This is a genomic window from Paraburkholderia sp. BR14312 (assembly GCF_040948675.1).
GTDB classification, from domain to species: Bacteria; Pseudomonadota; Gammaproteobacteria; order Burkholderiales; family Burkholderiaceae; genus Paraburkholderia; species Paraburkholderia nodosa_A.
This window is the reverse complement of the sequence record NZ_JBFPKI010000001.1, coordinates 139931-165741: the sequence shown is the minus strand read 5'-3', so window position 1 is coordinate 165741 and position 25811 is coordinate 139931. Positions and strand designations below refer to the sequence as shown.

Below are 25811 nucleotides of genomic sequence, written 5' to 3'. Positions count from 1 at the left end.
TGCCCACCGCTTACTTGCCGTGCATGGGAGGCAACATGACTGAGATCGAGAAGGAGCCCGTCGTCGCCGTGCTGAACAAGATCCTCGAATCCGAGCTGGCGGGCGTTGTGCGGTACACGCACTATTCGTTCCTGGTCTTCGGCTTCGGCCGCATTCCGATCGTCTCGTGGCTGCGGCAGCAGGCGGACGAGTCGCTCCTGCATGCGCAGCAGGCCGGCGAATGGATCACGACGCTCGGCGCGTATCCGTCGCTCGCCATCGGTCCGCTGCTCGATTCCCATACCTTCGATATCGGGGCCATCCTGCGCGAATCGCTCGAGGCCGAGCAGATCGCGCTCGGTCTTTACCGCGAGCTGCTTTCGCTCGTGGCAGACCGCTCGGTTGCGCTCGAAGAGTACGCGCGCCAGATGATCCAGGTCGAGGAGCTGCACGCGGGCGAGGTCGACAAGATGCTGCGCCGGCCGGGCACGACCGCGACGTCGCCGCGGCAGGACATGGGGCCCGCCTGACAGGCGCTGCGTTAGGTTCGACATGATGCTGACGCTCGCCAACGTATCGAAGCACTATGACGGCACCACGCCGCGCAACGTGCTGCGCGGCGTGAATCTCGAATTGCGCTCGGGTGAATGCGTCGCCATCATGGGCGAATCGGGCGCCGGAAAATCGACGCTGCTCAATCTCGCGGCCGGTCTCGACCGGCCGGACGCGGGACAGATCGTCTTCGACGGACACGACCTCGGTGCACTCGACGACGACGCGGCCACCCTGCAGCGCCGACAGAAGATGGGCTTCGTGTTCCAGGCCTTCCATGTGCTGCCGAACCTCTCGGCGGCGCAGAACATCGCGCTGCCGCTGCTCCTGAACGGCATGCGGGCGAAAGACGTGCCGGTGCGCGTCTCGTCCGTGCTGCATGCAGTCGGGCTCGGCGGGCGCGAGCGCGCGCTGCCGCGTGAATTGTCGGGCGGCGAGTTGCAGCGGGTAGCGATCGCGCGCGCGCTCGTGCATCAGCCGCGTCTCGTGCTGGCCGACGAGCCCACCGGCAATCTCGATCACGACACGGCGATGCGCATCCTCGCGCTGCTGCGCGAACTGGCGCAAAAGAACGGCGCGGGCGTGCTGCTCGCGACGCATTCGGTCGCCGTGGCGGCTGCCGCCGACCGCGTGCTGCGGCTCACGCCCGCCGGGCTCGAGCCGTACTCGCCCGGCCCAGGCGGCGCGTAGGCGATGCGCTGGTTCGGTGCCGTGGGTTCATCGCGCGACGCTGCCGCATCGCGTTGCCGGGGCGATCGCACGCCTGCTGGCGGCGTCGGCGCGGCGCTCATCGCCGGGGAAATGCGCGCGCATCCGCTGCGCACGCTGATCGGCATTCTCGCGATTGCCGCGGGCGTCGCGATGGGCTACGCGGTACAGTTGATCAATCGCGCGGCGCTCAACGAGCTGTCGGCCACTGTCAACTCGCTGATGGGCAATGCGGATATCGAGCTGCGCGGGCCGCGTGCCGGTTTCGATGAAGCGCTGTACCCGCGCATTGCCAGCTTGCCCGAGGTCGCCGCGGTCAGCCCGGTGGTGGAGGTCGATGCGCGCGTCGCGGGACGCGACGAGTCGCTGAAACTTCTCGGCGTCGATGTGTTTCGCGCAGGGTATGTCACGCCGAATCTCGTCGGACGCGTGGAACTGGCCGATCGTACGAATGGCACGCATGGCACGCATGGCACGAACGGTACGAAGGCCAGCACGCTCGATCTGCTCGACCCGGACACCGTATTTCTTTCGCCAGCCGCGCTGAGCTGGCTCGCGCTCAAGCCTGGCGATTCGCTCATGGTGCAGGTCGGGCTCGCTTCGGTCGCCCTGCGCGTCGCGGGTGTGTTGCCCGCCTCGGGCGATGCGGTGCGTGTCGGCGTGATGGACATCGGCGCCGCGCAATGGCGCCTGCAGCGGCTCGGCACACTCGAGCGCATCGACATCAAGCTCAAGCCGGGCGTCGATGCCGAAGTGTTCGCGCATTCGCTCGCGCCGCGCTTGCCCGCGGGTGTCGCCGCCTTCACACCGGGTGACAACGCCCGGCGCACCTCGATGCTCTCGCGTGCGTATCGCGCGAATCTCAACGTGCTCGCGCTCGTTGCGCTGTTCACCGGGGCGTTCCTCGTCTTCACGATGCAGGCCCTGGCCGTACTGCGGCGTCGTGCGCAGTTTGCGCTGTTGCGCGCGATCGGCGTGACGCAGCGTGGCGTGCTGTGGCTCGTCGTCACCGAGGGCGCGATCCTCGGCGTGCTCGGCGCGGCGGCGGGGCTCGCCATCGGCTTCGCGCTCGCGGCGGCCGTGCTCCGCTATGCGGGCGGCGATCTGGGCGGCGGCTATTTCGAAGGCGTGCAGCCGCGCGTGCATTTCGATGCCATGCCGGCGGCAATATTTTTTGCGCTGGGGATGGCCGCGTCGGTGCTCGGCAGTCTCGCGCCGGCGCTCGAAGCCGCGAGGGCGCGACCCGCGCGGGCGCTGAAGGCGGGCGACGAGGAAGCGCCGGCCGCCCGGCTGCGTACCAAGCGCACGGTCACGGCGGCGCTGCTCGCGATCGCCGCCGGGCTCGTCACCGCGCTATTGCCGCCCGTGGCGGGCTTGCCGGTGTTCGGCTATCTGTCCATCGCGCTGTTGTTGCTGGGCGGCGTGCTGGCGATGCCGGCGCTCGCGCGCGCCGTGTTCGCCGTGCTGCCGCGCTCGAATCATGTCTTGCCGCAGCTCGTGCTGGCGCAGCTCGCCAATGCCCCCGGCCGCGCGACGATCGGGCTCGCGGGCATCGTCACGAGCTTCAGCCTGATGACGGCGATGGCGATCATGGTGTCGAGTTTTCGCGTCGCCGTCGACGACTGGCTGCAGTTGCTGCTGCCCGCGCCGCTCTATCTGCGCGCTTCGCCGGGCGGCGACAGCGCATTCCTTTCGCCGGGCGATCAGGCAGTCATCGCAGCGACACCCGGTATCGCGCGCGCCGAGTTTCTGCGCGCGACGCAAATCTCGCTCGATACTCGCCTGCCGCCCGTGAGCCTGCTCGCGCGACCCATCGATGCGCGCAACCCCGCCGCGCGCCTGCCGCTGACGACTGCGCCTCGCGTACCGCAAGCGGGCGAGCCGCCGCCGGTGTGGATCAGCGAGGCGGCCGCCGATCTGTACGGGATGCACACAGGCCAACGCATCACGCTGCCGCTGGCGGGCCAGCGCTTGCCGTTTACGGTGGCCGGCATCTGGCGCGACTATGCACGCCAGTTCGGGGCCATCGTGATCGACGCGAGCGTCTATCGACGGCTGACCCGCGACACGCGCGTAACCGATGCCGCCTTGTGGCTCGACGCGGGCGTGGCGCCGGCGCAAGCGATCGCACGCTTGCGCGAGAGCGTGCATGGCGGGCAGCGTCTCGAGTTCGCGCAGCCCGGCGAGATCCGCGCGGCGAGCCTGCGGATCTTCGACCGCAGCTTCGCCGTGACGTATCTGCTGGAAGCGGTGGCGGTGATCATCGGCTTGTTCGGCGTCGGCGCGAGCTTCGGGTCGCAAGCGCTCGCCCGCACGCGCGAGTTCGGCATGCTGCGGCATATCGGCGTGACGCGTCGCCAGATCGGGCTCATGCTCGCGATGGAGGGTGCGCTCGTTGCGCTGCTCGGCGTGCTTGCCGGCTTGACGCTGGGCCTGAGTCTCGCGATGGTGCTCGTGCATGTCGTCAACCCGCAATCGTTTCACTGGACGATGAGTGTGCATATGCCATGGGGATTGCTGGCGGCGCTGGCCTCGGCGGTCGTCGTGGCCGCCGCGCTCACGGCGCTCCTGAGTTCGCGCGCCGCGATGTCGGTCGATGCGGTGCGCGCTGTGCGCGACGATTGGTGACGCGATGAGACGGCGCACGTTTCTCTTATCGTCGCTCGCCGCGCTGTCGCAAGGCGTTGCATGGGCGCGCATGCCGGATTTTCCGGCGGTGACGAGCGGACAGCCGCTCGTATTCCCGCGCGACTATGGCGCGCATTCGAGCTACCGCACCGAATGGTGGTACGTGACCGGCTGGCTGCAACCGGACGCCGACGCGGCTGCCGATGCATCGCTGGGCTTCGAAGCGACATTCTTCCGCTCGCGCCCCGCGCTCGACGAAGCGAATCCGAGCCGCTTCGCGCCGAATCAGTTGCTGTTCGCCAACGTGGCGCTGAGCGATCCGCACGCGGGCAAGCTGCAGCACGACCAGCGGATTGCGCGCCGCGGCTTCGGTCTCGCGCAAGCGAGCGAGACGGACACGGCAGTCCATATCGACGACTGGTTGATCGAGCGCAACACGGATGGCCGCTACCGCCTGAACGTCGCTACGCCCGACTTCACGTTCGCCTTGACTCTGGCGCCGACGCAGCCGGTGCTCGTCAACGGGCAGGGCGGGTACAGCCGCAAAGGCCCGCTGCCGGACGAAGCGAGCTACTACTACAGTGTGCCGTGGCTGCAAGTCGACGGCATGCTCAAGCGCGGTGGTCAATCGACTGGCCATGCCGGGCACGTGCGAGGGCAGGCGTGGCTCGATCACGAATGGTCGTCGGCGCCGCTCGCAGACGGCGCGGTCGGCTGGGACTGGATCGGCATCAACTTCGACGACGGCGGCGCGCTCATGGCTTTGCAGATTCGCGACAAGGCAGGCCACAAGTTCTGGGCCGGCGGCACGCTGCGCGCCGCCGATGGCAGCACGCATACGCTATCGCCCGATAGCATCCGCTTCACGCCGCTGCGCCAGTGGCGTTCGCCGCATACCGGCGCACAGTATCCGGTGGCGATGCGCGTCGATGCGCAGGACGTGCATCTGACGCTCGCGCCGCTCATGGACGATCAGGAGTTCGACAGCCGCGCGAGCACCGGCGCGGTGTATTGGGAGGGGGCGGTGACGGCGTTTCAGGCGGACGCGGCGAGCACCGATGCTGAGAAAACCGCGACGAAACCCGCAGGAAGACCGCTGGGACGCGGCTATCTCGAACTCACGGGCTATGTTCAGCGGCTCCAGCTTTAGATCTGTCAACCCAGCTCGAACGACGTCACGCCGAAGACGCGATCGATCGCAATCGCGGGCGCGTTTTTCGTGTACATCCGCGCGGTTTCGAAGACGCTCGTCATACCGTGCCGTTCTGCCAGCGCGACGGCCGCAGGGTTCGTCTCCGGCACGTCGAGCACGATGACCTCGCCCGGCATGCTCGCCGCCAGCGCGCGAAAGAGGCCCGTGGCGACGTCCGCATCGTCGGCGAAGAGCGGCCCGATCTTGCAGCCCGCCTCGCAGCGACGCACGACGCCGTATCCGGCAACGCGGCCCGCCTCGACCGTTGCGAGCGCAACGGCATCCGGCTGCGCAACCCAGGCGCGGAGGAAACGCTCGCGCCCCGCGGGAAAACAGGCGCGATCGTAGGCAAGCAACTGCTCGAACGGCACGTCGGCGGCTGGCACGACACACGCGCACCCGATGCCGCTCACGCGCCCCTGATAGCGGATGTTGCGGTACGCGAGCCGGAATCCGGACTTCCCGTAGTTCGCCTGTTGGGCGACGACGCCATCGAGACCGATGTTACGGTCTCCCAGGTAACGCATGCCGTGCTGCCAGATGCGCATGCCGAAGCCCTTGCCGCGAAATCCGGGTTTCACGATGTAGAGGCCGATGAAGCCAAAGCTGTCGTCGTACGCAACGGCACAGAGGCTCGCGACGGGCTCACCGCGCAAAACGCCGACGAGGAAGCCGTCCGGGTCCGCTTCACGGAAGCAGCGCGGGTCGTGCCACCCGGGGTTCCAGCCCTCAGCGGCTGCCCATTCGACCGCCAGTGCCACCTCGTCGGTCGACATGGTGCGTACGATGAAGTCGCCGGTTCGATCCATGACGTTCATCCAATGCGCAAGGTCGTGTCGATGCGCGTGCCGCGCTTGATGAAGAGCGTGACGGGCGTCTTTTCGCAAATTTCGGCCAGGCGCGCGCGCTGCGCTTCTTCAAGCGGTCCGTCGACTGCGACGCCGCGCCGGATGTACTGGGTCCCGTCGTGATCCGCATGCAGGCTGACCTCGACGGCGATCGCGGCGGCGGGCCAGGTCTTGCGCTGCATGTACATGCGCAGCGTGGCGGCCGTGCATGCGGCAAGCCCGGACAGCACGAACGCGAATGGCGCGGGGCCGCGGTCCTGGCCGCCTTCGTGCGGGCCTTCGTCGCCGGTCAGCGGGTGGCGGCCAGCCTCGATGGCGACGACGTAGTTGGGCGCGTCGGCGGCGAGGCTGGCAGTAGCGGTAGCGAGCGGCATGGGTAACTCCTCGGTGGTTGGGTCTCGCGGGCGATCACATTAGCGAAGCGGGGGAGAGTAGCTTACTCGATCGGCTTCCATGGCCAGCCCGTCTTCATCGCAGGCGTAGGTGAAGTTCCGCCGTTCTCCTCGTCATCATCGTTCACCGCTGTCGAGGCGTGCGTCGACTTATCGAGTTCGAGTCCGAACCAGCTGACCTTCTGCCTGACGTAGGCGGCGTACGATGCCCAAGCTAGCGGATCGTCCGCGAAGAGTTCGCGCTGCACCGTCGAGGCAAGCTCGGCGCGATCGAGTTCGGTCTCCAGAAGCGCCCTTGGCCAGCGCGCGTAGGCGCTTGCGGCCCGTTCAAGAAAATCTCTTGCGCGCAAGCGAGGCGACATGTGCTGCAGAAAGGGCAACGCCTGCAAGGAAGGCTCGCGCGAAGCAAGGAGCGCAACGGGCGAGAAGGCTTGAGTCGCGCCGACGTTGCGCATCGCTTCCAGAACATCTCCAAGGTGCAGCAACAGTTCGCGCCGGTCGAATCGGTCGTCCACAATACGTTCCAGGTCATATTCCCCGGCGCGGGCGTACCGCCGCGTGCCGGGGAAAGGGTGATGAGGGGTAACAGCAGGTGCGTTTCGGCAAGCCATCGGCACGCCCGCACGAGAAGTTTACCGACTCATCGTGCACAGAACGTTTCGAGTTGTATCAGGGAACTGAGAGCCTGTCCCTCAATGAGGTCGAACTACTGGCCGACGAATTCGACTATGTAATTCCGCGCAGGTCAGTGCTTGTGCACCTTTTCCAGTCCATCGGCGGGTTGCACCGCGTGCTGACCGTCTTTTTCGCTTTCGACCTCGTAATACGGGTCGTCCTTCGACGCGGCGACAGTGTGGCCTTCCAGTTCCGTATCCCTGATGATACGGCGGACGACCGTGCCCGTCGTCATGCCTTCCGGGGTGTTCCACGTGACGCGATCGCCTGTTTTGAGTCGATGGGACATGATTGTGCGCTCCGGTGGTTGAATCCCCCTCCGGAGTCGCATTCTTCGTTCCTGCGGCTGAGGTCCCGGCGAGCGATCTCGACGCATAAAAAAACGCCAACCCGATTGAGTTGGCGTTTTTACGTCGGGAATGACAGGTGTCAGAACTGATTCATCGTGTTGTCTTTACCCGCCGCCTTCAGCGCCGCTTCGCCGCTGAAATAGTCCTTGTGGTCGTCGCCGATATCCGAGCCGGACATGTTCTGGTGCTTGACGCAGGCGATGCCCTGACGGATTTCCTTGCGCTGCACGCCAGCGACATAACCCAGCATGCCCTGGTCGCCGAAGTATTCGCGGGCGAGGTTGTCGGTCGACAGCGCAGCGGTGTGATACGTCGGCAGTGTGATGAGATGATGGAAGATACCGGCTTCGCGCGACGCGTCGGCCTGGAAGGTGCGGATCTTTTCGTCCGCGGCCTTCGCCAGTTCGCTCTCGTCGTACTCCGCGCTCATCAGCTGGGCGCGGTCGTATGCCGACACGTCCTTGCCCGCGGCCTTCATCGCGTCATACGCCTGCTGGCGGAAGTTCAGCGTCCAGTTGAACGACGGGCTGTTGTTGTACACCAGCTTGGCGTTCGGGATGACCTTGCGAATCTCGTTGACCATGCCGGCGATCTGGGCGATATGCGGCTTTTCGGTTTCGATCCACAGCAGGTCGGCACCGTTTTGCAGCGAGGTGATGCAATCGAGGACGCAGCGTGCTTCGCCCGTGCCGGCGCGGAACTGGAACAGGTTGCTCGGCAGGCGCTTCGGACGCAACAGCTTGCCCTCGCGCTTGATGACGACGTCACCGTTGCCCAGCGCGTCGGCCGCGATTTCGTCACAGTCGAGGAACGAATTGTATTGGTCGCCCAGGTCGCCCGGCGTGTGGGTCACGGCGATCTGCTTGGTCAGGCCGGCGCCCAGCGAGTCGGTACGGCACACGATGATGCCGTCGTCCACGCCCAGTTCGAGGAAGGCGTAGCGGATCGCGCGGACCTTGGCCAGGAAGTCCTCGTGCGGCACGGTGACCTTGCCGTCCTGGTGGCCGCACTGCTTCTCGTCGGACACCTGATTTTCGATCTGGATGCAGCATGCGCCCGCTTCGATGAACTGCCTGGCCAGCAGGTAGGTGGCTTCCGCGTTGCCGAAGCCCGCGTCGATGTCGGCGATGATCGGCACGACGTGGGTGACGTGGTTGTCGATCTTCTCCTGGATGGCCGCCTTGGCCGGGCCAACAGCGGCGTCCAGCTGACGGAACAGGCCGCCCAGCTCGCGGGCGTCGGCCTGGCGCAGGAAGGTGTACAGCTCGCGGATCAGCGCGCTGACGGAGGTCTTCTCGTGCATCGACTGGTCCGGCAGCGGGCCGAACTCGGAGCGCAGCGCGGCCACCATCCAGCCCGACAGGTAAAGGTAGCGGCGCTCGGTGCTGTTGAAGTGCTTCTTAATGGAGATCATCTTCTGCTGGCCAATGAAGCCGTGCCAGCAACCCAGCGACTGCGTGTACTTCGATGGATCGGCGTCGTAGGCAGCCATATCGGCGCGCATGATCTTCGCCGTGTACTTCGCGATGTCGAGGCCCGTCTTGAACTTGTTCTGGGCCCGCATGCGTGCGGCGGATTCGGGGTTGATGGCATTCCAGGCGCTGCCTTGTTTCTCCTTCAAAGCAGCCACTGCCTTGATGTCGTCCTGATATTGAGCCATGTGTATCTCCTAAGTCTCCGAAGAGCAAAGCGCGATTGAATGAAAGGGGTTCAGCGTGCCGCCACGTACGTCGAAGCGAACTGCATGGCTCAATTGTAGGGGCTTCCTGATGCGTCGCAGCAAAGTCTTATATAAGACATATGAGTTATTTATTCGTTATTTATCAAAGAGATAGCGAACAATTTTTGCGCTGTAGAACATGTTTTCACAAAGCGAAACGGCGCCGCTTCGGGAATTCAAGCTGAATTTCACGATGTGAAGTGCGCTTTCGGTGGCCGGGGCGGGCGAGCGCGGATGGCTCGAGCAAAGAGAGGCGGGGGTTTGGGTAGACGTCCGTTCTCACGAACGGACGTCTCAGCGCGCGTCACTGCTTCAGATAGCGATGCGCCAGGGCTTCATACAGCGGCGGCGCGAACAGCTTCGAGACCTGGCTCGACACGAGCGCCGTTGCCATCAACGAGATCACGAGTGCGTGCCCGTCGATCATTTCGATGACGATGACGAATGCCGTGATCGGGCTTTGCGTGACGGCGGCCAGATAGCCGACCATGCCGAGCGCGATCAGCATCGGCAGCTGCATCTGCCCGAACACCATGTGCAGCGCATTGCCGATGCCGGCGCCGATCGCCAGCGACGGCGCAAAAAGGCCGCCCGGCGTGCCCGGCAGGTACGAGCCCACCATCGAGGCCATTTTCAGCACGGGATAAGCGGCGCCGAGCTGCGAGTGGCCTTCGAGCATGCCGCGCGCTTCCGAATAGCCGCTGCCGAACAGGTGGCCGCCGCTCGCCACGCCGATCACGGCGATGAACAAACCGCACAGCGCGCCGAACGCTATGGGGCTGTCCTTTCGGAGAATGAACAAGCGTGCGGGCATCCATCGCTCGGTATTGAGCAGCAGCCAGCAGAACACGCCGCCCGCGACGCCCGTGATCACGCCGACGAGAATGACGGCGACGGCGAGCAGATCGGGAAAATGGCCGCCGATGGCGATGGTGCCGAAATACACATAGTTGCCTTGCAGCGCGAGTGAGACGACGCCCGCAAAGATGATGGCCGTGATGATCACGCCGCTGGTTTTCGCCTCGAAGCTGCGTGTGAGTTCCTCGATGGCGAAGACCACGCCCGCGAGCGGCGCATTGAACGCAGCGGAAAGTCCGGCGGCCGCGCCCGCGAGCGCGAGCTTGTATTCGAGGCCGACGCCGTACATGCTGCGCAGGCGCGCCGGGTAGAAGCGCCGCAGACTGTACATGAGCGCCGCGCCCACGTGGATGGTCGGCCCTTCGCGGCCAATCGTGAATCCGCCGACAATCGCGAGAAACGACAGGGCGATCTTGCCGATCAGGATGCGCAGCGTAAGAAGGCGCGGGCCGAGTCCGCGCACATCGTGCAACGTCGCGATGACCTGCGGGATGCCGCTGCCCTCCGAACCCGGAAACCAGCGGCGCGTGGCCCAGACGCTGAACGCGGCGATGGCCGGCGTGATGACAAGCGGCAACCACCCGTTATGGGCGGTCATCTTCACAAAGACGTCGAAGCCGAAGTCGATGAGCCGCGCGTACATGACTGCGATGAGCCCTGTCGCGATGGCGCCGGCCCAGAAGACGCCGAAATAGCGCCAGCGCCGATGGCTTCGCACAATCGTGCGCCGATCAAAAATGTTCGAAAATCGCATGGATGGCCGGAGAAAATGGCATTTAAGGCACATTGTGACATAAATTGCCTTTTCCCCCGCGCCAGACCAATAGATCCGCTGCGGGAAGGGCTAGCTGCCGGCCTCGTCGAACACCCAGCCGAACGCGCCATAGACCGCCTTGTGCTCGGCCGCGAGTTCGAGCAGGAACATCTCGCCCTTCGCCGTGAGATGGACCTGCACCTGGCGCCGGTCGGCGGGATCGGGTTTGCGCGTCACGAGCCCGGCCGATTCGCAGCGCGAGACGAGCGCTGCAGTGCCATTCGGGGCCGCCTGTAACCGCTCCGCGAGTTCGCCGACGGTCGCCCAGTTGCGATCGGGAAAGCCGCATACGTGCAGCAGCAACTGGTACTGGAGCGTCGTGATGCCCGCGGCGTTGGCAATTTCTTCGGACGCCCGCAGAAACTTGCGCAGGTCATACCGGAACGCCGACATCGCTTCGAGTTCGCGCTTGCCTGGCAGCCCGCGTCTGGTTGATTTGCCTGAATTCATGTGCGGTTCCTGATGCGTTGCCGGTCGTGCGGAGTGCCTCGCCGGGCGAAGGGGGTGCTGCGGACCGGTCGTCGGGGAGGTTGTGTCGTACTCAATGCGCAGTTCGCGCAAATCCAGCCAGGAGTGCAAGCAGCGTGAAAAAGGAGGTTCCTTGACGCTAACGTCAAGTCACGATCACAACGGAAGCGGCCGGTCCTGAAAGATGCTCTTCATCACGAGCGTCGACGTCAGCCGCAGTACCGACGGCAGCGGCAGAAGCCGGCGATCATAGAGGGTTTGGAACGCCTTCAGATCCCGCGTGACGACATGCAGCATGTAGTCGGGTTCGCCGAACAGACGCTCCGCGCGCGTGATTTCGGGAATGTCGATGAGCGCGTCCTCGAACGATTGCACGTTCTCACTGCTGCCTTCGCGCAAGGTCGCGAAGACGATCGCGGAAAAATTCAGGCCGACTGCCGAAGCGTCGATCGTGGCGCGGTAACCGCTGATCACCTGCTCGCTCTCCAGCGCGCGCAGCCGCCGCTGGCATGGGGAGACGCTCAAGCCAACCCGCTCGCTCAGCTCGGTGAGGGAAATTCGTCCATCCTGCTGGATCTCAGCAAGAATTTTTCGATCGATCGCGTCCATGCGCTAAATATTAGCGTTCAGCGCCCGCAACACGCAAGACATAGGGAGCACTTTTCGCGTCCCAGGGCCTACCATTTGCGCCTTCGGGCGGTGGCGCCCGCCTGACAGGAAGCGAGTGTAGAAGTGGAAGCCAGTTTGTTGACGGCGTTCTGGATCGTATCGATCTCACTGGTGATGGTCCCCGGCGCGGATTGGGCGTACGTGATTTCGGCGGGACTGCGCGGCGGCGCGGTCGCACCCGCCGTTGGCGGCATGCTGGCCGGCTATCTCGCGATCACGCTGATCGTGGCAGCAGGTGTGGGAACGCTGGTGATGAGCGTCCCCGGCGTGCTTCCCGTACTGACTGCCGTTGGCGGGGCCTACCTGGTTTGGCTCGGTATCAGGACATTGATGCGGCCTTCGGAACTCCCGGCTGGACGGGCGCAGGACGAGAGAAGCCGGTGGCGATGGACGTTGCGCGGCTTCGCGATCAGCGGTCTCAATCCGAAGGCCATTCTGTTGTTCGTCGCGCTCCTGCCGCAGTTCACGCGGCGCGATGCCTTGTGGCCGGTCTCCACGCAGATCGTGGCGCTGGGTCTGCTGCACATGATCAATTGCGCGTCGGTGTACTCCGTCGTCGGCGTGGGATCGAAGGCCATTCTGACGACCCGGCCAACGGCTGCCCGCAGGGTGAGCCAGCTGTCCGGCGCGACGATGATCGTGGTTGCGGTCATTCTGTTTGCCGAGCAGGCTTTTGCTTTCATGCGTTGACGGCCGCAGGCGGCTCGACGCCGCTTGCCGAACTACGCCGTTTTCATGGCCGCCGCTTCCGGTCCGCTCAAATAGTAGTCGCGGAATCGTTCGTCTACCCGTTCCCACATCAGGGTCGAAAATAACATCGCTGCCTCGAGCGGCCGGTGGTTGATGACGACCGAGTCCGTTTCGCCATTCTGGTTCAGATGCGCGACGACGACGGTTTCGATGGGTTCTCCCTGGATCTGCGATCGGTAGGACTCCATATACAGGTTGTTGCCGATTTCCCCCTTGTAGCTGTGATGCTGGAACTCATAGAGAGAAACGGCATGTCTGATCACGGAAAGGATGTCCGCGCGGCCCTCTATCGGACGCTTCAGGACGGTCGCTTCCAGCGTTGCATTGTTTGCCAGTCTCGCCAGCCAGAGCGGCGGCGTGTTTTCGGGCGCCAATACAGGCGCAGTGTCGTTGAATTTCATGTCGGATGTTCCTTCGGTTTCAGGTCGGCGCCGGAAGTCGCGTCCCGGCGCCTCGGAGAGACGGCAGCGCGTTATTGCTGCCGCAGCGGCCGCAAGCCCGCTCGCACCTCTTGCGCGAACAGTTGCGGCTGTTCCCACGCCGCAAAGTGGCCGCCCTTGTCGGGCCGGTTGTAATAGATGAGGTCGTGGTAGGCGCGCTCGGTCCAGCTGCGCGGCGCCTGATAGTTCTCGCGTGGGAAGACGCTCACCGCGGCCGGCACCGATACATCGGCGGCGGCCAGGAAATTGAAGTGCGACTCCCAGTAGAAGCGAGCGGCCGAGATGCCCGTGTTCGTCAGCCAGTAGAGCGTGATGTCGTCGAGGACGTCGTCGCGCGTCATCGCGCCCGCCGATTCGCCGTTGACGTCGCGCCCGTATACGGCCGAGGTGAGCGCCGCGGCCGGCTGGATATAGCCGTCGCCGTGATCGAGCAGCCAGCTGGCCAGCGCGATCGGCGAATCCGAGAGCCCATAGAGCGTTTGCGGGCGCGTGCCCTGTTCGAGCGCGTAGGCGCGCCGCGATTTGGCTGCGCTCGCGAGCTGCTCGTAGGCGTGCTTTTCGTCGTCGCCGAGATTGGCTGGCGGGGGCGAGCCGGCTTGCAGCGCCTTGGCGATTTCGGGCGGAATCGTCGCCGGGAAATTCACGTGAATGCCGAGCAGTTCAGGCGGCGCCTGCTTGGCCATCACGTTCGCGACGATACCGCCCAGGTCGCCGCCTTGCGCCGCGAACTTGTCGTAGCCAAGGCGCTTCATCAGCACGACCCACGCGCGCGCGGTCCGCTCGGGGCCCCAGCCCACTTCGGTCGGCCTGGCCGAGAAGCCATAGCCCGGCAGCGACGGAATCACCAGATGAAAGGCGTCTGAGGCGCTCGCGCCGTAAGCCGTGGGATTGGTCAGTGGATCGATGATCTTGAACTGCTCGATGACCGAGCCAGGCCAACCGTGCGTGACGATGAGCGGCATGGCATTCTCGTGCTTCGAGCGCACATGAATGAAGTGAATATCGAGTCCGTCGATTTCGGTCACGTAATTCGGCAGCGCGTTCAGCTTCGCTTCACAGCGGCGCCAGTCATAGTCGGTCGACCAGTGGCGGGCGACCTCCTGCATCATTGCGAGCGGCACGCCTTGCGAATCGTCGTTCACAGTTTCCTTGTCGGGCCAGCGCGTGGCCTTGATGCGGCGTCGCAGATCGACGAGCTGCGCTTCGGGCACATGCACGCGCAGCGGGCGAATCGCGGTCTTGTCGCCGTTCGGTGCGGACTTGACTTCGGTGATGCCTTGCAGGGTTTGCGAGAACGCCAGCTGGCTCAGCGAGGCTGCGGCCACGGCGGCCGCGGTCGCGCCCATGAAGCGGCGGCGCGATGGCGACGGGATGAGAAAATCGTCAGACATAGGTCCTCCGTTTTTCTGATATTGGAGGCAGAGCGCATGGGCATGCTTCGCAATACCAGGCGTAGTTGTGCTGGCGCGCGTATGTGCTGCAGTTTTGCATCGCTCGCCAACGGAATTCGCGCCGGATGTCCCGGCACGCAAACGCACATCGCATCAGGCCGATGTCGTGCCGCCCGAAAATGCAGCGGCGTGGTGCGTCACGAACTCGCGCATGCCGATCGGCGCCTGACCCGTGAGCTTGCGCAGGTCGTCGGTCATGCGGTCGTAGCGGCCTTGCGCATGCAGTTCGGCCATGACCGCGAGATGCTTGACGACGTGCGCGGTTATCCCGAGCTCGCCCAGCTTCGCAGCCCATGCCTCGACGGGCACGTCGCGGTAGCGGATCGTGCGGCCCAGGACCTCGGAGAAGAGGCGGGCATAGTGCTCCATATCGCGGGACTCGAGGCCCGTGAGGTGATAGACCTGGCCGATATGCGGCGCCGGATTGTCGAGGATCTCCGCGACGGCACGCGCCACGTCGAGCGACGAGATCGGCGAGGTCCGGCCTTGGCCGAGCGGCAGCACGAGTTCGTCGTGCTTGCGCACGCCCTCTGCCGCTAGAAGCAGGAAGAAGCTCTCCAGAAACACCGTGGGCCGCACGGTGACGACGGGCAGGCCCGACCAGGCGAGCGCCTGCTCGGCGAGCCAGTGCTGCTTTTGCTGCACGCTGTCGGTGGTTTCGGTGATGCTCATCTGCGAGACGGTCATCTGCGACATGTTCACGAACGCTTCCACGCCGTGATGGCGTGCAACGGCCGCTGTGTTGATCGTCGCTTCGAGATACGCAGGCGACACCGACATGCCGAAGTACAGGCGCGAGACGCCTTCCATGGCGCGGTGCATCGAATCGAGATCGGTTAGATCGCCGAGCACGACCTGCGCGCCGAGACGGCGCAGTTCGTCGGCGCGTGCGTCCTCGCGGCGCACCAAGGCACGCACGCGATGTCCCTTCGCAAGCAGGTTTTCGGTGATGCTGCGGCCGACGGCGCCGATTGCGCCTGCCGCACCCGTGACGAGAATCGGACGGTCATGCCGGGTTTGAGTGGTCATTTCGCTTACCTGTTTCGTAACACTAAAGAGTGTATATACACATTTAGAAAAGAAAGAAGCCTGCGCATCAGTGCGCGCTCAGGCAACGATCGTGCGCGGCTCCTCGCCTTCGTTTGCGGTCGCCGTAGCGGCGTGTTGCACACGTTCATGAACGTTCGCCGCCGGTGTGCGGTCGATCTGCAGACTGAGCAGCTCCGGGCGGTTGTAGTGGCCGGCCGCATCCATCAGCATCTTGCGACGGTCGATCAGCGAGAAGTCGAGATCGGCGATGACTTCGCCTTCGCCCTCGCGCAGCGGTTCGCCGATCAGCGTGCCGTCCGGCGCGACGATGGTGGTGAAGCAGCCGCCCGAGATCGGCCCGATCGCGCAGCCCGTGTCGTTCATGATCTGCGCCTGCTGGTCGGCGTCGAGCCACGCGGTTGCGTTCACGACGAAGGCGCCGGATTCCAGCGCGTGCTGGCGGATATTGATTTCCATGCGTTGCGCGAAGCCTTCGCCGAAAGCCGAGCCGGGATACATGGCCGAATGGATCTGCTCGCCGTCGGCGATCATTGCGTAGCGCGCGAGCGGGTTGTTGTGCTCGAAGCAGGCGAGCTGGCCAATGCGGCCCACCTTGCTGTCCACGGCGCGCAGGCCCGATCCGTCGCCCTGGCCCCAGATCATGCGCTCGAAATGCGTGGGCGTGATCTTGCGGCGGCGCTGGATCAGCGTGCCGTCGGCGTCGAAGAGCAGTTGCGTGTTGTAGATGGTGCCGCCGTCGCGCTCGTTCACGCCGATCGAGACCACCATGCCCGCTTGCCGTGCGGCCTCGCCGATCGCGTCGGTGGCGGGCGAGGGCACCGTCACGGACTGTTCGAGCAGGCGCAGATGCTCGGTGCCCGCTAGCAATTGCATGGGCGTTTGCACCGCGGAAAAGTACGGGTAATACGGCACCACGGTCTCGGGGAACGTGGCGAACTGCACGCCTTTGCGGCCGAGTTCGAGAATCTTCTGCACGACCTTGGCAACCGTTGCCTCGCGGCTGTAGAGCACGGGGCTGATCTGGACGGCGGCGGCTTTGACGACTTTCATTGCAGGCTCCTGATGGTGTTGCATATGCAACATTGACGATGAAGAAAGATTAGAGGGTGGCTGACGGGAGATCCGCCGCGATGTTCATGAGCGCGCTCGCGCCCTCGAGGCCAAGCACGCTGGCGGCGCGCTGTTGCGCGGTCGACCACGCAGATCCTGCGGTCTGAAGCAGGGCGCGGCCCGCTTGCGTCACCGAGAGCGCACGGCTGCGGCCATCGCCACCGGGCTCGCCATCGGCGACCCAGCCGTGCGCGATGAGCGGCTGCAGGTTGCGCGTGAGCGTCGTGCGGTCGTGATGATTCTTGCGCCCGAGCGCGGCGCGGCTCAAGGGGCCGTACTCCGCGACGAGCACGAGCAGCGAAAGCTGGGATGAGCTGATGCCGAGCGGGCGTAGCGCGTCGTCGTAAAGGCCGGTCAGTACGCGTGCGATCTGCCGGGTGCGCGTCAGCAGGCAGTAGCGGGCGATCTGCGCGCTCACGTCGCCCGATGCTTCAGTGGTATGCGGAACGGTTTCGGTGCAGGACATGTTTCGCGACTCCAGGGTTCGTGCGGGGCGGTTTGCCCGGTTGACGTATTGAAGCGTGCCGATGTATCCCGAACGTGTCGGGAGGGCCGGCTTTGTGTATGTCCATGTTTCCACGCGGCGGCCAGATACATGGCGATACAAAAGCGGTGCGGGGCGGCCAGGAACGGCGTGCCACACGCACTAGCCCGGCATCCGCAACATTCAGACGATTGGGACAGGCGCGCCCGCCCGAACGGCGCGGTGGCTTCAGGGTATGGCGGCGTGGCGGACGGCTCGTCGGCGGCAGGCGCCGGTGCGGCTACGGTTTCGTCCCGGCAGGACACGCCCGGGCTCGGTCCGGTCTACGCGCATTAACGCGGGATGTATCGGTGTACTGACCTTCCGGCGCCGAAGTAACGATGCGGTAGCGCGGCAGCGCCGAGGGCTCCCCGGCGACATAGACGGCGGCCGGCCGGTGCAGATAGAGCACAGTCACGCCCTGCGCAATCCGGTTGCCGGGATCGTAGCCTTCCGCGTGGATCAGAACGTTGGTGAGTTCCTTGACGGGGCCGGCTTCCGCTTCGGGTGTCAGGGCATCTTCGGGCCATAGTGACACAGCATCGCGCCGTGCCGCGATACACGTCACCACGACGCCGGTTCGGCGACCACGCATCGGTTTTTGCCTTGCCGTTTCGCTTCGTAGAGCGCACGGTCGGCGAGCCGAAACGTTTCGGGTACACCGATTAGCTCCGAGATGCTCGAGACCCCAATACTGACCGTTACCCTGTGTCCGGAAATTCGCGCCGCCGCTACGGTGCCGCAGATTTCACGTGCGAGGGTTTTGGCGCTTTGCTGGTTGCCCGGGAAGATCACGCCGAACTCTTCGCCGCCAAGGCGACCGCAAAGGTGCGGGCTGGCGCTTTCCTCGATGGTGCGCGCCACGGCGGCCAGGACCTCGTCGCCGGCGTCGTGCCCCGCGGTGTCGTTGATTTGCTTGAAGTCGTCGACATCGATGAGCAACAGCCAGAATTCCTCACTGGACCGGCGGTCCTGGCATTCATTGACCTCCAGCATGAAGCTACGGCGATTCGCAATGCCGGTGAGTGTGTCCCTGAATGCGAGTCGTGCCAGTTCGCGCTGTACCAGAAATGTCTTTTTCCGCTCCTGTGTAAACAGGAGATTGAGCAGGAGACCGAGCGCAAGGGCGGCGAGCGCAAACAGCAAAATCCAGTTGCGGTCCTGTGAGGACATCAGCGCGACCACCTCGCCGTGGGAGATGATCAGCCAGACAGTCAGTGCACTTGCGAGATAGTTGAAATACCCGGAGATCACCGGGGCCATGCCCACGTTGATCGCCACGCCGATCGGCAGGACCCAGAACGCAGGATTGCCGGTGCCGGGCATATTGGAGTGAAACGCCAGTGCCACGAACGCTGCGCATGCGAACCGGCCCAGCGCGTCCATTCGCAGTCCCCGTGAGGCGTACGTCATGCCCATCGCGAGGAGGATGCCGCTGGCGGCTACCAGCGTGCCCGGCACATCGAAGTGCGCATGGGGATTCGCGAATGCCCGGGACATGAGCCACGACACCAGCCCGAAGAGTTGGACCGCCACAGCGAGAAGGCGCGAACTTTCCGCCGCACTCTCCAGGAAAAGACGCAGCTCTGTGGCGTCCCGAAAACTGCGTCGTTTCTCGAGAAACCGGGTTCTTCCCGCGTACGGCATGCCAGCGACCATCACCATTCAGGAACATTTGGATTCGCCCCCGGTATAACGACACGGCTGCGATTTCCTTTAGCCTGGCATGGCCCCATCCCGAGCAGGCCGCGGCGCGGCAATTGCGCGGAGCAACCGATGGGACACCCTAGCCAAAGCGGGCATCCAGCCATCGCTTCGCCCAATTTTCTGCGTAGGCAATCGCATCCTCGCGCGCGTCGAATCCCGCGAGATCGCCGCTGGAGTGGACTTCGCACTCGCTTCCATCGATTCGCCTGGTGCTGATGCGCACGTGCGCCATGTATTCCCCATCCGCCCGGCGTGGCGTTGGGTCGATATGAAAGCGGTCTGGATCTGAACGCATAGGTCTCTCCCTGAATCCCAGTGAGGAATCCGCAAGCCGTCCGAATCTTCGGCCGGCGGTATTCGTGGTCTGCGATGGAGGGGAGCGGCGCGATCCCTGAGAAGTGGCAGCAGGAGGAGCGGCGGGATCGGTCGCAGTCGACGGATGTTTTCATACTACGCCGCCGCCTTCATTTGTACAGCGATAGTTTCGACCGGCATCCTCACGCGTTCCGGACCCGCGTGCGCGTCGAGAGCAGGCCATTGCGTCGCGGATCGTAGGTCGACAACAGCGATCCTGAACGCGTCTGCGTCAGGTGCAGTAACATCCCAGCTGCGAGGCATATACTGGGCTGGTCGCGGTGCCAGCCTTGCCATTCGTTGCGGCCGATTGCGGCGAATCCGGAGAGGGGCATCATGAACGACCCATCGACCGAGGAACTCGAGCTTCTGACCGCAGACCTTCACCTCGCGGAAGCTCGACGGCGGCTGGCGGCGCTCACGGTGTGCGTCCAGCGTCAGCGGGAATGCGGCACCGCCAGCGTGGCAGGAGAAGACTTGCTTTGCGTGATGCGCGACATCATACAGACCATGACGCTGCACCGCGAACTGCTCAGACGCGAGGTCGAGCATCAGCGCAGGCTTTCATGCGATGGGCGCGCACGGTGGCCGGTGAGCTGAACAGTCATTCCTGCGTCAGTGCTGGCAAGCGCCTGACATGAGCCGCGAATCGGGGACGTGTCCGAAAGCTGTGTTTTTCGGCTGCCATTCGCTTTCAGGGTCGATGTATCGCGCAACGGTCGATTGCGTTAGCAAACCTGGCCTGGTGGCGCGCGAACGGCGTCAAAGCACGCGGGACGTCTCGCCTGCCGAAATGCCGATGTTTCATTGCGCACGCAATCATTGTTGACAGAAATCGAGGGAAACCTGCGATTCGTTCACGAGATAGTTTTTCGCTTTATTCGAATGTCGGTAATCGATTGAGAACGACGTTAAATAACAAAATAATTTTCGAAGAAGGGATAAGCCACTCAAATCGGAAAAATGTTGCACAACGAAATAAGTCACTGGATTTTTAGCTTGCGGCTTAAACAAAAGCGACTATCATCAGTTAAATCGATTTCCGAGCCGAATCTCCCAACGTCAGCGGAGACTGTGTCGGTATGAGGGAAGGAGATGACTGACACATCAATTCCGGTCGATCTGATTCACTGGATTCTGGCAACACTTTCGATCGTCGCGCTGCTCGTCTTTCTCGTGCCGCTTCGCTGGCGCGCGCCTGAGGCCGGTCCGGGTGCAATGTTCGTGGCGGGTTTGATCGCCTTTTTCGCATTCCGCACTCCACTTGGGACATTGACTGTCGCAAGCGCCAAGGGCGTATGGGACGCCATATTCATCCTCTACGTTATGTGGCCGGCATTGTTGCTCTATCAGATCACCAAACAGGCTGGCGGATACGACGCCCTGCGGCAAGGGATTTCCCGCTTTAGCCGGAATGAATTGTTCGTCATTCTCGGGCTCGGCTGGGTCTTTTCATCGTTTCTTCAGGGTATCGCGGGCTTCGGCGCGCCGATTGCCGTTGTGGCTCCGCTTCTGCTCGCAATTGGCGTCAGGCCGGTTTATGCAGCCGCCATTTCGATCATTGCGCATGCATGGGCCCGGTTCTTCGGCACGCTTGGCGTCGGCTGGCTGGCGACCTTGCAGGTGGCGGATGTACAGGACGTGACGCGGGCCGCATTCGAATCCTCGCTACTGCTGTTGATTCCCACCTATTTTGGTGGACTGCTGATCGTATGGTTGTACGGACGCTGGGCCGCAGTGCGTCATGCATGGCCGCTTGTCCTGATTCTTGGCACGATACTCGGCTTTGGGCAGCTGATTTTTGCGTTCCTGAGCCCGGAACTCTCGACGTTCCTCGCGGCGGCCATTGCGATGATCGCACTGTACCCGCTCTCTCGCTGGCGCCGTTTCAGCGAGCCGGTTCCGCAAGCCGATGTGCCGGAGCGGCCCGCAATGGACGAAACGGCGGTCCGTACCGAGTCGGAGGTGAGCGAGCCGGTGATGAGCATCGGCATGGCTTTTCTGCCGTATGTCGTGCTCACGGTCGTCACGCTCGGTATTTTGCTGATCGATCCGCTGAATAACGCCTTGCGGCAATTCCGTATCGGTCTGCCGTTTCCCGAAGTGACCACAGGGTTCGGTGTGACGAACGCGGCGGTCACACGTTATGCGCCGTTTGCGCCGTTCACCCATCCGGGCACGATGCTGCTGATATCGGCCATCATCGTGTGGATCGTGTATCGCGCGAATGGCTACTACGGGGCGTGGCAGTCGCGTCATGGCAAGGAAAACCTCGGGCGCTCGCTCATCGTGGATGGCGTGCCCGCGTCGCTGCCGGTCATCGCGTTCCTCGTGACGAGCCGGGTTCTCGATCACAGCGGACAGACCATGGTGCTCGCGCACGGTATTGCCGACGCCTCGCCCCCGCTCGTCTACGCGGGCATCGCCAGTGTGATTGGCGCGCTTGGCGCGTTCATGACGTCGAGCAGCACCGCATCGAACGTCCTGTTCGGCGGCTTGCAGAGCGACGTCGCGCATTTGCATTCGCTGCCCGTGGAGGCGATCGTGGCGGCGCAGGCCGCAGGCAGCGCCTACGGCAACGCCATCGGCCCCGCGAATATCGTGCTCGGCACCAGCATCACCGGTATCAAGGGGCAGGAAGGCGCGGTCATGAAACTCGCCATCCCGTGGACGATCATCGTGGCCATCCTCACCGGGATAGGCACGATTGTTCTCGTCATGCTCGCGTGAGGTGATCGGCATGGACAAGCTCGTGGCAGAAACGGTGGCGCTGATCCTGATGTTCCTCGCCTTTCCGCTCACCAGCAGGGGCGCGACCACCGGTAACACGCTGCTGCTGAGCCTCGGCCTGCTATGCGTGATTGCCGGCGGCGCGCTGCCGATCATCACGCGGTTCATGGATCACTCCAAAGACAAGGTCAGGGACGCGGGCGTCGAGTTCGACGATCGAGCTTCCTGATCGACTCGCCGCTTTCGCGCGTTGGAGCGTGTCGCTTTGCCGGATCAACATCACGGGAGCGCATTCATCATGAGTCATCCAAACGGCCCTCGCACCGGTCGGCCGCCCACCCGCGCACCGCAAGGGATGGTGTCGACTCCTCACTATCTCGCCAGCCAGGCTGGCCTTACCATGCTGCAACGCGGCGGCACGGCAGTCGATGCCGCGATTGCCGCGAACGCTGTGCTGTGCGTCGCGTACCCGCACATGGCGGGACTGGGCGGCGACGGATTCTGGCTGATCGCCGACGGCAAGAGCGAGCAGGTGTACGCCATCAATGCGAGCGGACCCGCTGCGCAGCAAGCCACACTGGCCCGCTATCGAGGCAGCGCCGGCGCCGACGAAATCGCGGCGCGCGGGCCACAGGCCGTGCTCACCGTGCCGGGCGCGATTGACGGCTGGCGTCTTGCCCACGAGCGCTTCGGGCGGTTGACATGGGCGGACCTGTTTGGGCCGGCGATCGGCTACGCTCGCGACGGCGTGCCGGTGAGCCGCTCGCTCGCGGACTGGACGGCGCAGGACGTGCCGATCCTCACGAAATATCCCGAAACCGCGGCGGTGTTCCTGCCGGGCGGCCGCGTGCCGGCGGACGGCGAACGGCTCGTGCAAAGTGCACTCGCACGCTCGCTGCAGCATCTCGCCGATCACGGCGCGCGGGCGGGATTTTACGAAGGCGATCTTGCTGCACGGATCTGCGGCGCGATCGGTCAGGCGGGCTCGCCGCTGCAGGCGGACGACTTCGCCGCGTATCACGCGCAGTGGGTGACGCCGATCAGCACGACGTACCGGGGCAATACGGTGTATGAGCTGCCCCCGAACACCCAAGGCTTCACGCCGCTGCAAATCCTGAATCTGATCGAAGGCTACGACGTCACCGCGTGGGGCGACGGCACGGCAGACTACTATCACCACCTCGCCGAAGCGGTGAAGATCGCGTTTGCCGACCGCGAGGAGTGGCTGACCGACCCGGATTTCGTCGCGATACCGGTGGACGAACTCATCTCCAAGGCGTATTGCGACGAGCGCCGCAAACTGCTCGACCCCGAACGCGCGCTCGACATCGCAACCGTGCCCGCGGGCATTGCGTATCAGCATCCGCACGAGCGCCGCGCGCCGGACGGCGACACCTGCTACTTCTGCGCCTCGGACAAGGACGGGATGGTCGTGTCGCTGATCCAGTCGATTTATCACGACTTCGGCAGCGCGGTGATGGGTGGCGACACCGGCATCATCATGCAGAACCGCGGCGCGTTCTTCTCGCTGGACGAGCATCATCCGAACAGTCTGCAGCCGGGCAAGCGAACCTTCCATACGTTGATCCCGGCGCTGATGTCGTGCGACGGCAAGCCTTGCCTCGCGTTCGGTTCGATGGGCGGCGAAGGGCAGCCGCAGACGCAGGCAGCGCTCGTCACGCGGATCGTGGACTTCGGCTACGACGTGCAGCAGGCCATCGAAGCGCCGCGCTGGCTGATGGGCCGCACCTGGGGCACCAAATCGCGCAACATGTCGCTCGAGGGACGCATCTCCGACGAAGTCGTGCGCGAACTGAAACGCCGGGGTCAGCCCGTGCAGATGGTCACGCACTGGAACGACAACATGGGACATGCGCACGCGATCCGGGTCGATCGCGAACAGGGCTTTTATGAAGGCGGCGCCGATCCGCGCGGAGACGGCGCGGCGCTGGGCTACTAGCTTTCGCGGCTGCTGACGGCGGACTAGTGCACTGTGAAGTCGCACGAAGGGTCGAACACATGAACCCGATGATCGTTACCTCGCTCATCCTCGCTGTAACGATGGTGCTGTTCATCTGGAACAAGCTGCCGGCGGCGGTGGTCGCCGTCATGTCGCTGCTCGCGCTCTACCTTACCGGCGTGCTGACGATGCACGAGGCGTTGGGCGGTTTCGGCGATCCGCTCATCGTCTTCATCGCCGCGCTGCTCGGCGTCGGGATCGGCCTCGAGACGACCGGCGTGGGCACGTGGGCGGGCCAGTGGCTCATTCGTCATGCCGGCCAGAGCCAGAAACGGCTCATCGCTTCGCTGCTGATCCTGTCCGCGATCTCGACCGCGCTGATCGGCATGAACGGCGCCGTTGTCGCGATGTTGCCGATCGCGGTCATCGTCTGCGTACGCACCCGGCTCGAGCCTTCCCAACTGATGATGCCGGTGTCGATTGCGTGCCTGACCGGCGCCAAGCTCACACTGCTAGGCAGTCCTGTGAATGTCATCGCGGCGAGCGCGGCCGATGCGGCAGGCGGCGCGCCGATCCGTTTCTTCGAATGGTCGATTGTCGGCCTGCCGCTTTTCGCGGGCAGCCTCGTCATCATTCTGGTGCTGGGGCCGCTCTTGCTGCCCAAACGCAGTTCGGGATCGCTGCCAGCCGATTTCAGCCAGCATGCGCATACGCTCGTCGAACAGTACCGCATGGCCGAGGACGTGTGCCGGCTGCGCGTGCGTGCCGGGTCGCCGTTTATCGGCAAGACGGTGGCCGACATCGATCTGTCGCAATACCCGGGCCTCAGCGTCCTCGGGCTCATGGACGAAGAGGATGCGGAGCTGGGCGGGCAAGCTGCGCTCGAGGGACAGCACCTGCTCGTGCGCGGCGACGCGCAGGTTGTCGCCCGGCTGGCAAACGACCTGCACCTCGCCATTCGCGAGCCGTACCGGGAATCGCAGGCCGTGACCAACGCGTTGTTCAACCGTACGTCAGGCCTTGCCGAAGTGGTGATCCCGCAGCGCTCCGCGTTGATCGGTCAAGCCGTGTTTCCGGGTATGGCGACGCACGAAGGAGACCTGATCGTGCTTGCCGTCCAGCGCAGTGGGGAAGACGTGCCGGGACCCTCCACGCATCTGCTCGCCGGCGACCATCTGCTGTTCCGGGGCACATGGGAGGCGCTGGACAAGCACTTCTCCGACCCGCAGATCCTGATGGTCGATGCGCCGCAGGCCGTCCGGCGCCAGACTGTCGCGCTCAGTCGCGGCGCTCGCGAGGCGCTCGTCATTCTCGCCGTGCTGGTCGTGCTGCTTGCGACCAATGTCGTGCCGGCCGCCGTGGCCACGCTGATCTGCGTGACGGCGATGGTGCTGACACGCGTGATCAAGCTGAGCCAGCTGTATTCCATCGACTGGAACACCTGCGTGCTGGTCGGTGCACTGATCCCGCTCGCCACTGCGATGTCGAAGACCGGGCTCGCGTATCTGCTTGGCGACTATGTGATCCAGATCGTCGGCTCCGGCGGCCCGCGCGCCGTGATGGCGGGACTCTTCGTCGTCGCTGCGGTGCTGACCCAGGTCATCTCCAACAACTCTTCCGCGCTCGTGACCGTGCCGATTGCGGTTGCCACAGCGCGGGAACTCGGGGTGTCCGCGACGCCGTTCCTGATCGCGGTCGCGCTGGGCGCGGGCGCAGCCCACCTCACGCCAATGAGCACGCCGGTGAACATCGTCACGTACGGGCCGGGTGCCTACGCGTTCGGCGACTACTGGAAGATCGGTGCGCTGATCGTGTTGTGGTCGATGGCGGTGGTTGTGTTCATTGCGCCGTTGTACTGGCGCTTCTAGTCAGGCATGGGTTGG

Annotated in this window: 26 protein-coding genes; 10 read left to right on the top strand and 16 right to left on the bottom strand. The window is 64.4% G+C overall.

The annotated features are described in order from the left end of the window. Positions 1-35: 35 nt before the first annotated feature. Genes AB3X98_RS00680 through AB3X98_RS00665 form a run of 4 tightly spaced genes read left to right on the top strand, consistent with a single transcriptional unit; the run spans position 36 to position 5017 of the window. Entirely contained in the window at positions 36-509 is a 474-nt protein-coding gene (locus AB3X98_RS00680) for a bacterioferritin (RefSeq protein WP_069262423.1), read from the top strand. Positions 510-534: 25 nt separating this feature from the next. After that, positions 535-1221, top strand: a complete 687-nt coding sequence (locus AB3X98_RS00675) for an ABC transporter ATP-binding protein (RefSeq protein WP_069262422.1) — start codon at positions 535-537, stop codon at positions 1219-1221. A 3-nt stretch (positions 1222-1224) separates the two neighbouring features. Continuing rightward, positions 1225-3867 (top strand): FtsX-like permease family protein, encoded by a 2643-nt coding sequence (locus AB3X98_RS00670; protein ID WP_368603168.1) that lies wholly within the window; start codon positions 1225-1227, stop codon positions 3865-3867. A 4-nt stretch (positions 3868-3871) separates the two neighbouring features. After that, on the top strand, positions 3872-5017 hold the full coding sequence (locus AB3X98_RS00665) for a lipocalin-like domain-containing protein (protein ID WP_368603167.1): 1146 nt from the start codon (positions 3872-3874) through the stop codon (positions 5015-5017). Positions 5018-5022: 5 nt separating this feature from the next. Here AB3X98_RS00665 and AB3X98_RS00660 read toward each other — a convergent pair whose 3' ends face one another. From AB3X98_RS00660 to AB3X98_RS00625, 8 genes are all read right to left on the bottom strand, one after another. After that, positions 5023-5868 carry a GNAT family N-acetyltransferase gene (locus tag AB3X98_RS00660; RefSeq protein ID WP_368603166.1) on the bottom strand — a complete coding sequence of 282 codons (846 nt, stop codon included), beginning with the start codon at positions 5866-5868 and terminating at the stop codon, positions 5023-5025. A gap of 5 nt (positions 5869-5873) precedes the next feature. Further along, on the bottom strand, positions 5874-6281 hold the full coding sequence (locus tag AB3X98_RS00655; RefSeq protein ID WP_368603165.1) for an OsmC family protein: 408 nt from the start codon (positions 6279-6281) through the stop codon (positions 5874-5876). Positions 6282-6343: 62 nt separating this feature from the next. Continuing rightward, a complete protein-coding gene (locus AB3X98_RS00650) occupies positions 6344-6910 on the bottom strand; it encodes a hypothetical protein (RefSeq protein WP_368603164.1) in 567 nt (188 codons plus the stop codon). Positions 6911-7044: 134 nt separating this feature from the next. Then, positions 7045-7263 (bottom strand): DUF2945 domain-containing protein, encoded by a 219-nt coding sequence (locus AB3X98_RS00645; protein ID WP_069262129.1) that lies wholly within the window; start codon positions 7261-7263, stop codon positions 7045-7047. 140 nt (positions 7264-7403) lie between these two features. Beyond that, positions 7404-8984 (bottom strand): isocitrate lyase, encoded by a 1581-nt coding sequence (locus AB3X98_RS00640; protein WP_368603163.1) that lies wholly within the window; start codon positions 8982-8984, stop codon positions 7404-7406. A gap of 364 nt (positions 8985-9348) precedes the next feature. Continuing rightward, positions 9349-10656 (bottom strand): chloride channel protein, encoded by a 1308-nt coding sequence (locus AB3X98_RS00635; protein WP_368603162.1) that lies wholly within the window; start codon positions 10654-10656, stop codon positions 9349-9351. 90 nt (positions 10657-10746) lie between these two features. Beyond that, positions 10747-11166 carry a MarR family winged helix-turn-helix transcriptional regulator gene (locus tag AB3X98_RS00630; protein WP_069262126.1) on the bottom strand — a complete coding sequence of 140 codons (420 nt, stop codon included), beginning with the start codon at positions 11164-11166 and terminating at the stop codon, positions 10747-10749. Between the two features lie 174 nt (positions 11167-11340). After that, a complete protein-coding gene (locus tag AB3X98_RS00625; protein ID WP_069262125.1) occupies positions 11341-11793 on the bottom strand; it encodes an Lrp/AsnC family transcriptional regulator in 453 nt (150 codons plus the stop codon). A gap of 123 nt (positions 11794-11916) precedes the next feature. Between AB3X98_RS00625 and AB3X98_RS00620 the strand changes: the two genes are divergently transcribed. After that, entirely contained in the window at positions 11917-12543 is a 627-nt protein-coding gene (locus tag AB3X98_RS00620) for a LysE family translocator (RefSeq protein ID WP_368603161.1), read from the top strand. Positions 12544-12575: 32 nt separating this feature from the next. Here AB3X98_RS00620 and AB3X98_RS00615 read toward each other — a convergent pair whose 3' ends face one another. From AB3X98_RS00615 to AB3X98_RS00580, 8 genes are all read right to left on the bottom strand, one after another. Next, positions 12576-13004 carry a hypothetical protein gene (locus AB3X98_RS00615; protein WP_368603160.1) on the bottom strand — a complete coding sequence of 143 codons (429 nt, stop codon included), beginning with the start codon at positions 13002-13004 and terminating at the stop codon, positions 12576-12578. 71 nt (positions 13005-13075) lie between these two features. Continuing rightward, a complete protein-coding gene (locus AB3X98_RS00610; protein WP_069262123.1) occupies positions 13076-14434 on the bottom strand; it encodes an epoxide hydrolase family protein in 1359 nt (452 codons plus the stop codon). 153 nt (positions 14435-14587) lie between these two features. Beyond that, entirely contained in the window at positions 14588-15523 is a 936-nt protein-coding gene (locus tag AB3X98_RS00605; RefSeq protein WP_368603159.1) for an NAD(P)H-binding protein, read from the bottom strand. Positions 15524-15601: 78 nt separating this feature from the next. After that, the gene (locus AB3X98_RS00600) at positions 15602-16594 is read right to left on the bottom strand and encodes a carbon-nitrogen hydrolase family protein (RefSeq protein WP_069262121.1); all 993 of its coding nucleotides are present in this window, start codon (positions 16592-16594) and stop codon (positions 15602-15604) included. A gap of 49 nt (positions 16595-16643) precedes the next feature. Continuing rightward, the gene (locus AB3X98_RS00595; RefSeq protein ID WP_368603158.1) at positions 16644-17120 is read right to left on the bottom strand and encodes a MarR family winged helix-turn-helix transcriptional regulator; all 477 of its coding nucleotides are present in this window, start codon (positions 17118-17120) and stop codon (positions 16644-16646) included. 298 nt (positions 17121-17418) lie between these two features. After that, positions 17419-17772 (bottom strand): hypothetical protein, encoded by a 354-nt coding sequence (locus AB3X98_RS00590; RefSeq protein ID WP_368610198.1) that lies wholly within the window; start codon positions 17770-17772, stop codon positions 17419-17421. After that, positions 17742-18842 (bottom strand): GGDEF domain-containing protein, encoded by a 1101-nt coding sequence (locus tag AB3X98_RS00585; protein WP_368603156.1) that lies wholly within the window; start codon positions 18840-18842, stop codon positions 17742-17744. Before AB3X98_RS00585 ends, AB3X98_RS00590 begins: the two co-directional genes overlap by 31 nt. Before the next feature lie 121 nt (positions 18843-18963). Continuing rightward, positions 18964-19179 carry a hypothetical protein gene (locus AB3X98_RS00580; RefSeq protein ID WP_069262118.1) on the bottom strand — a complete coding sequence of 72 codons (216 nt, stop codon included), beginning with the start codon at positions 19177-19179 and terminating at the stop codon, positions 18964-18966. 395 nt (positions 19180-19574) lie between these two features. On the opposite strand from AB3X98_RS00580, the gene AB3X98_RS00575 reads away from it, so the two are divergent. The 5 genes from AB3X98_RS00575 to AB3X98_RS00555 all read left to right on the top strand — a co-directional run bounded on the left by AB3X98_RS00575 (position 19575) and on the right by AB3X98_RS00555 (position 25796). Next, a complete protein-coding gene (locus AB3X98_RS00575; protein ID WP_368603155.1) occupies positions 19575-19838 on the top strand; it encodes a hypothetical protein in 264 nt (87 codons plus the stop codon). Between the two features lie 495 nt (positions 19839-20333). Then, positions 20334-21968, top strand: a complete 1635-nt coding sequence (locus AB3X98_RS00570) for an L-lactate permease (RefSeq protein ID WP_368603154.1) — start codon at positions 20334-20336, stop codon at positions 21966-21968. Positions 21969-21978: 10 nt separating this feature from the next. Then, complete coding sequence (locus AB3X98_RS00565) at positions 21979-22197, top strand: EmrB/QacA subfamily drug resistance transporter (protein ID WP_069262417.1); 219 nt, start codon at positions 21979-21981, stop codon at positions 22195-22197. Between the two features lie 69 nt (positions 22198-22266). Next, positions 22267-23928, top strand: a complete 1662-nt coding sequence (ggt, locus tag AB3X98_RS00560; protein WP_368603153.1) for a gamma-glutamyltransferase — start codon at positions 22267-22269, stop codon at positions 23926-23928. Positions 23929-23987: 59 nt separating this feature from the next. Then, entirely contained in the window at positions 23988-25796 is a 1809-nt protein-coding gene (locus tag AB3X98_RS00555; RefSeq protein WP_342948144.1) for an SLC13 family permease, read from the top strand. The last annotated feature ends 15 nt before the right edge of the window (positions 25797-25811 follow it).

Coding starts and splice junctions, on each gene's coding strand:
- AB3X98_RS00680 (WP_069262423.1), top strand. CDS start 36: ATGACTGAGATCGAGAAGGAGCCCGTCGTCGCCGTGCTGAACAAGATC.
- AB3X98_RS00675 (WP_069262422.1), top strand. CDS start 535: ATGCTGACGCTCGCCAACGTATCGAAGCACTATGACGGCACCACGCCG.
- AB3X98_RS00670 (WP_368603168.1), top strand. CDS start 1,225: ATGCGCTGGTTCGGTGCCGTGGGTTCATCGCGCGACGCTGCCGCATCG.
- AB3X98_RS00665 (WP_368603167.1), top strand. CDS start 3,872: ATGAGACGGCGCACGTTTCTCTTATCGTCGCTCGCCGCGCTGTCGCAA.
- AB3X98_RS00660 (WP_368603166.1), bottom strand. CDS start 5,868: ATGGATCGAACCGGCGACTTCATCGTACGCACCATGTCGACCGACGAG.
- AB3X98_RS00655 (WP_368603165.1), bottom strand. CDS start 6,281: ATGCCGCTCGCTACCGCTACTGCCAGCCTCGCCGCCGACGCGCCCAAC.
- AB3X98_RS00650 (WP_368603164.1), bottom strand. CDS start 6,910: ATGGCTTGCCGAAACGCACCTGCTGTTACCCCTCATCACCCTTTCCCC.
- AB3X98_RS00645 (WP_069262129.1), bottom strand. CDS start 7,263: ATGTCCCATCGACTCAAAACAGGCGATCGCGTCACGTGGAACACCCCG.
- AB3X98_RS00640 (WP_368603163.1), bottom strand. CDS start 8,984: ATGGCTCAATATCAGGACGACATCAAGGCAGTGGCTGCTTTGAAGGAG.
- AB3X98_RS00635 (WP_368603162.1), bottom strand. CDS start 10,656: ATGCGATTTTCGAACATTTTTGATCGGCGCACGATTGTGCGAAGCCAT.
- AB3X98_RS00630 (WP_069262126.1), bottom strand. CDS start 11,166: ATGAATTCAGGCAAATCAACCAGACGCGGGCTGCCAGGCAAGCGCGAA.
- AB3X98_RS00625 (WP_069262125.1), bottom strand. CDS start 11,793: ATGGACGCGATCGATCGAAAAATTCTTGCTGAGATCCAGCAGGATGGA.
- AB3X98_RS00615 (WP_368603160.1), bottom strand. CDS start 13,004: ATGAAATTCAACGACACTGCGCCTGTATTGGCGCCCGAAAACACGCCG.
- AB3X98_RS00610 (WP_069262123.1), bottom strand. CDS start 14,434: ATGTCTGACGATTTTCTCATCCCGTCGCCATCGCGCCGCCGCTTCATG.
- AB3X98_RS00605 (WP_368603159.1), bottom strand. CDS start 15,523: ATGACCACTCAAACCCGGCATGACCGTCCGATTCTCGTCACGGGTGCG.
- AB3X98_RS00600 (WP_069262121.1), bottom strand. CDS start 16,594: ATGAAAGTCGTCAAAGCCGCCGCCGTCCAGATCAGCCCCGTGCTCTAC.
- AB3X98_RS00595 (WP_368603158.1), bottom strand. CDS start 17,120: ATGTCCTGCACCGAAACCGTTCCGCATACCACTGAAGCATCGGGCGAC.
- AB3X98_RS00590 (WP_368610198.1), bottom strand. CDS start 17,772: ATGCGTGGTCGCCGAACCGGCGTCGTGGTGACGTGTATCGCGGCACGG.
- AB3X98_RS00585 (WP_368603156.1), bottom strand. CDS start 18,842: ATGGTGATGGTCGCTGGCATGCCGTACGCGGGAAGAACCCGGTTTCTC.
- AB3X98_RS00580 (WP_069262118.1), bottom strand. CDS start 19,179: ATGCGTTCAGATCCAGACCGCTTTCATATCGACCCAACGCCACGCCGG.
- AB3X98_RS00575 (WP_368603155.1), top strand. CDS start 19,575: ATGAACGACCCATCGACCGAGGAACTCGAGCTTCTGACCGCAGACCTT.
- AB3X98_RS00570 (WP_368603154.1), top strand. CDS start 20,334: ATGACTGACACATCAATTCCGGTCGATCTGATTCACTGGATTCTGGCA.
- AB3X98_RS00565 (WP_069262417.1), top strand. CDS start 21,979: ATGGACAAGCTCGTGGCAGAAACGGTGGCGCTGATCCTGATGTTCCTC.
- ggt (WP_368603153.1), top strand. CDS start 22,267: ATGAGTCATCCAAACGGCCCTCGCACCGGTCGGCCGCCCACCCGCGCA.
- AB3X98_RS00555 (WP_342948144.1), top strand. CDS start 23,988: ATGAACCCGATGATCGTTACCTCGCTCATCCTCGCTGTAACGATGGTG.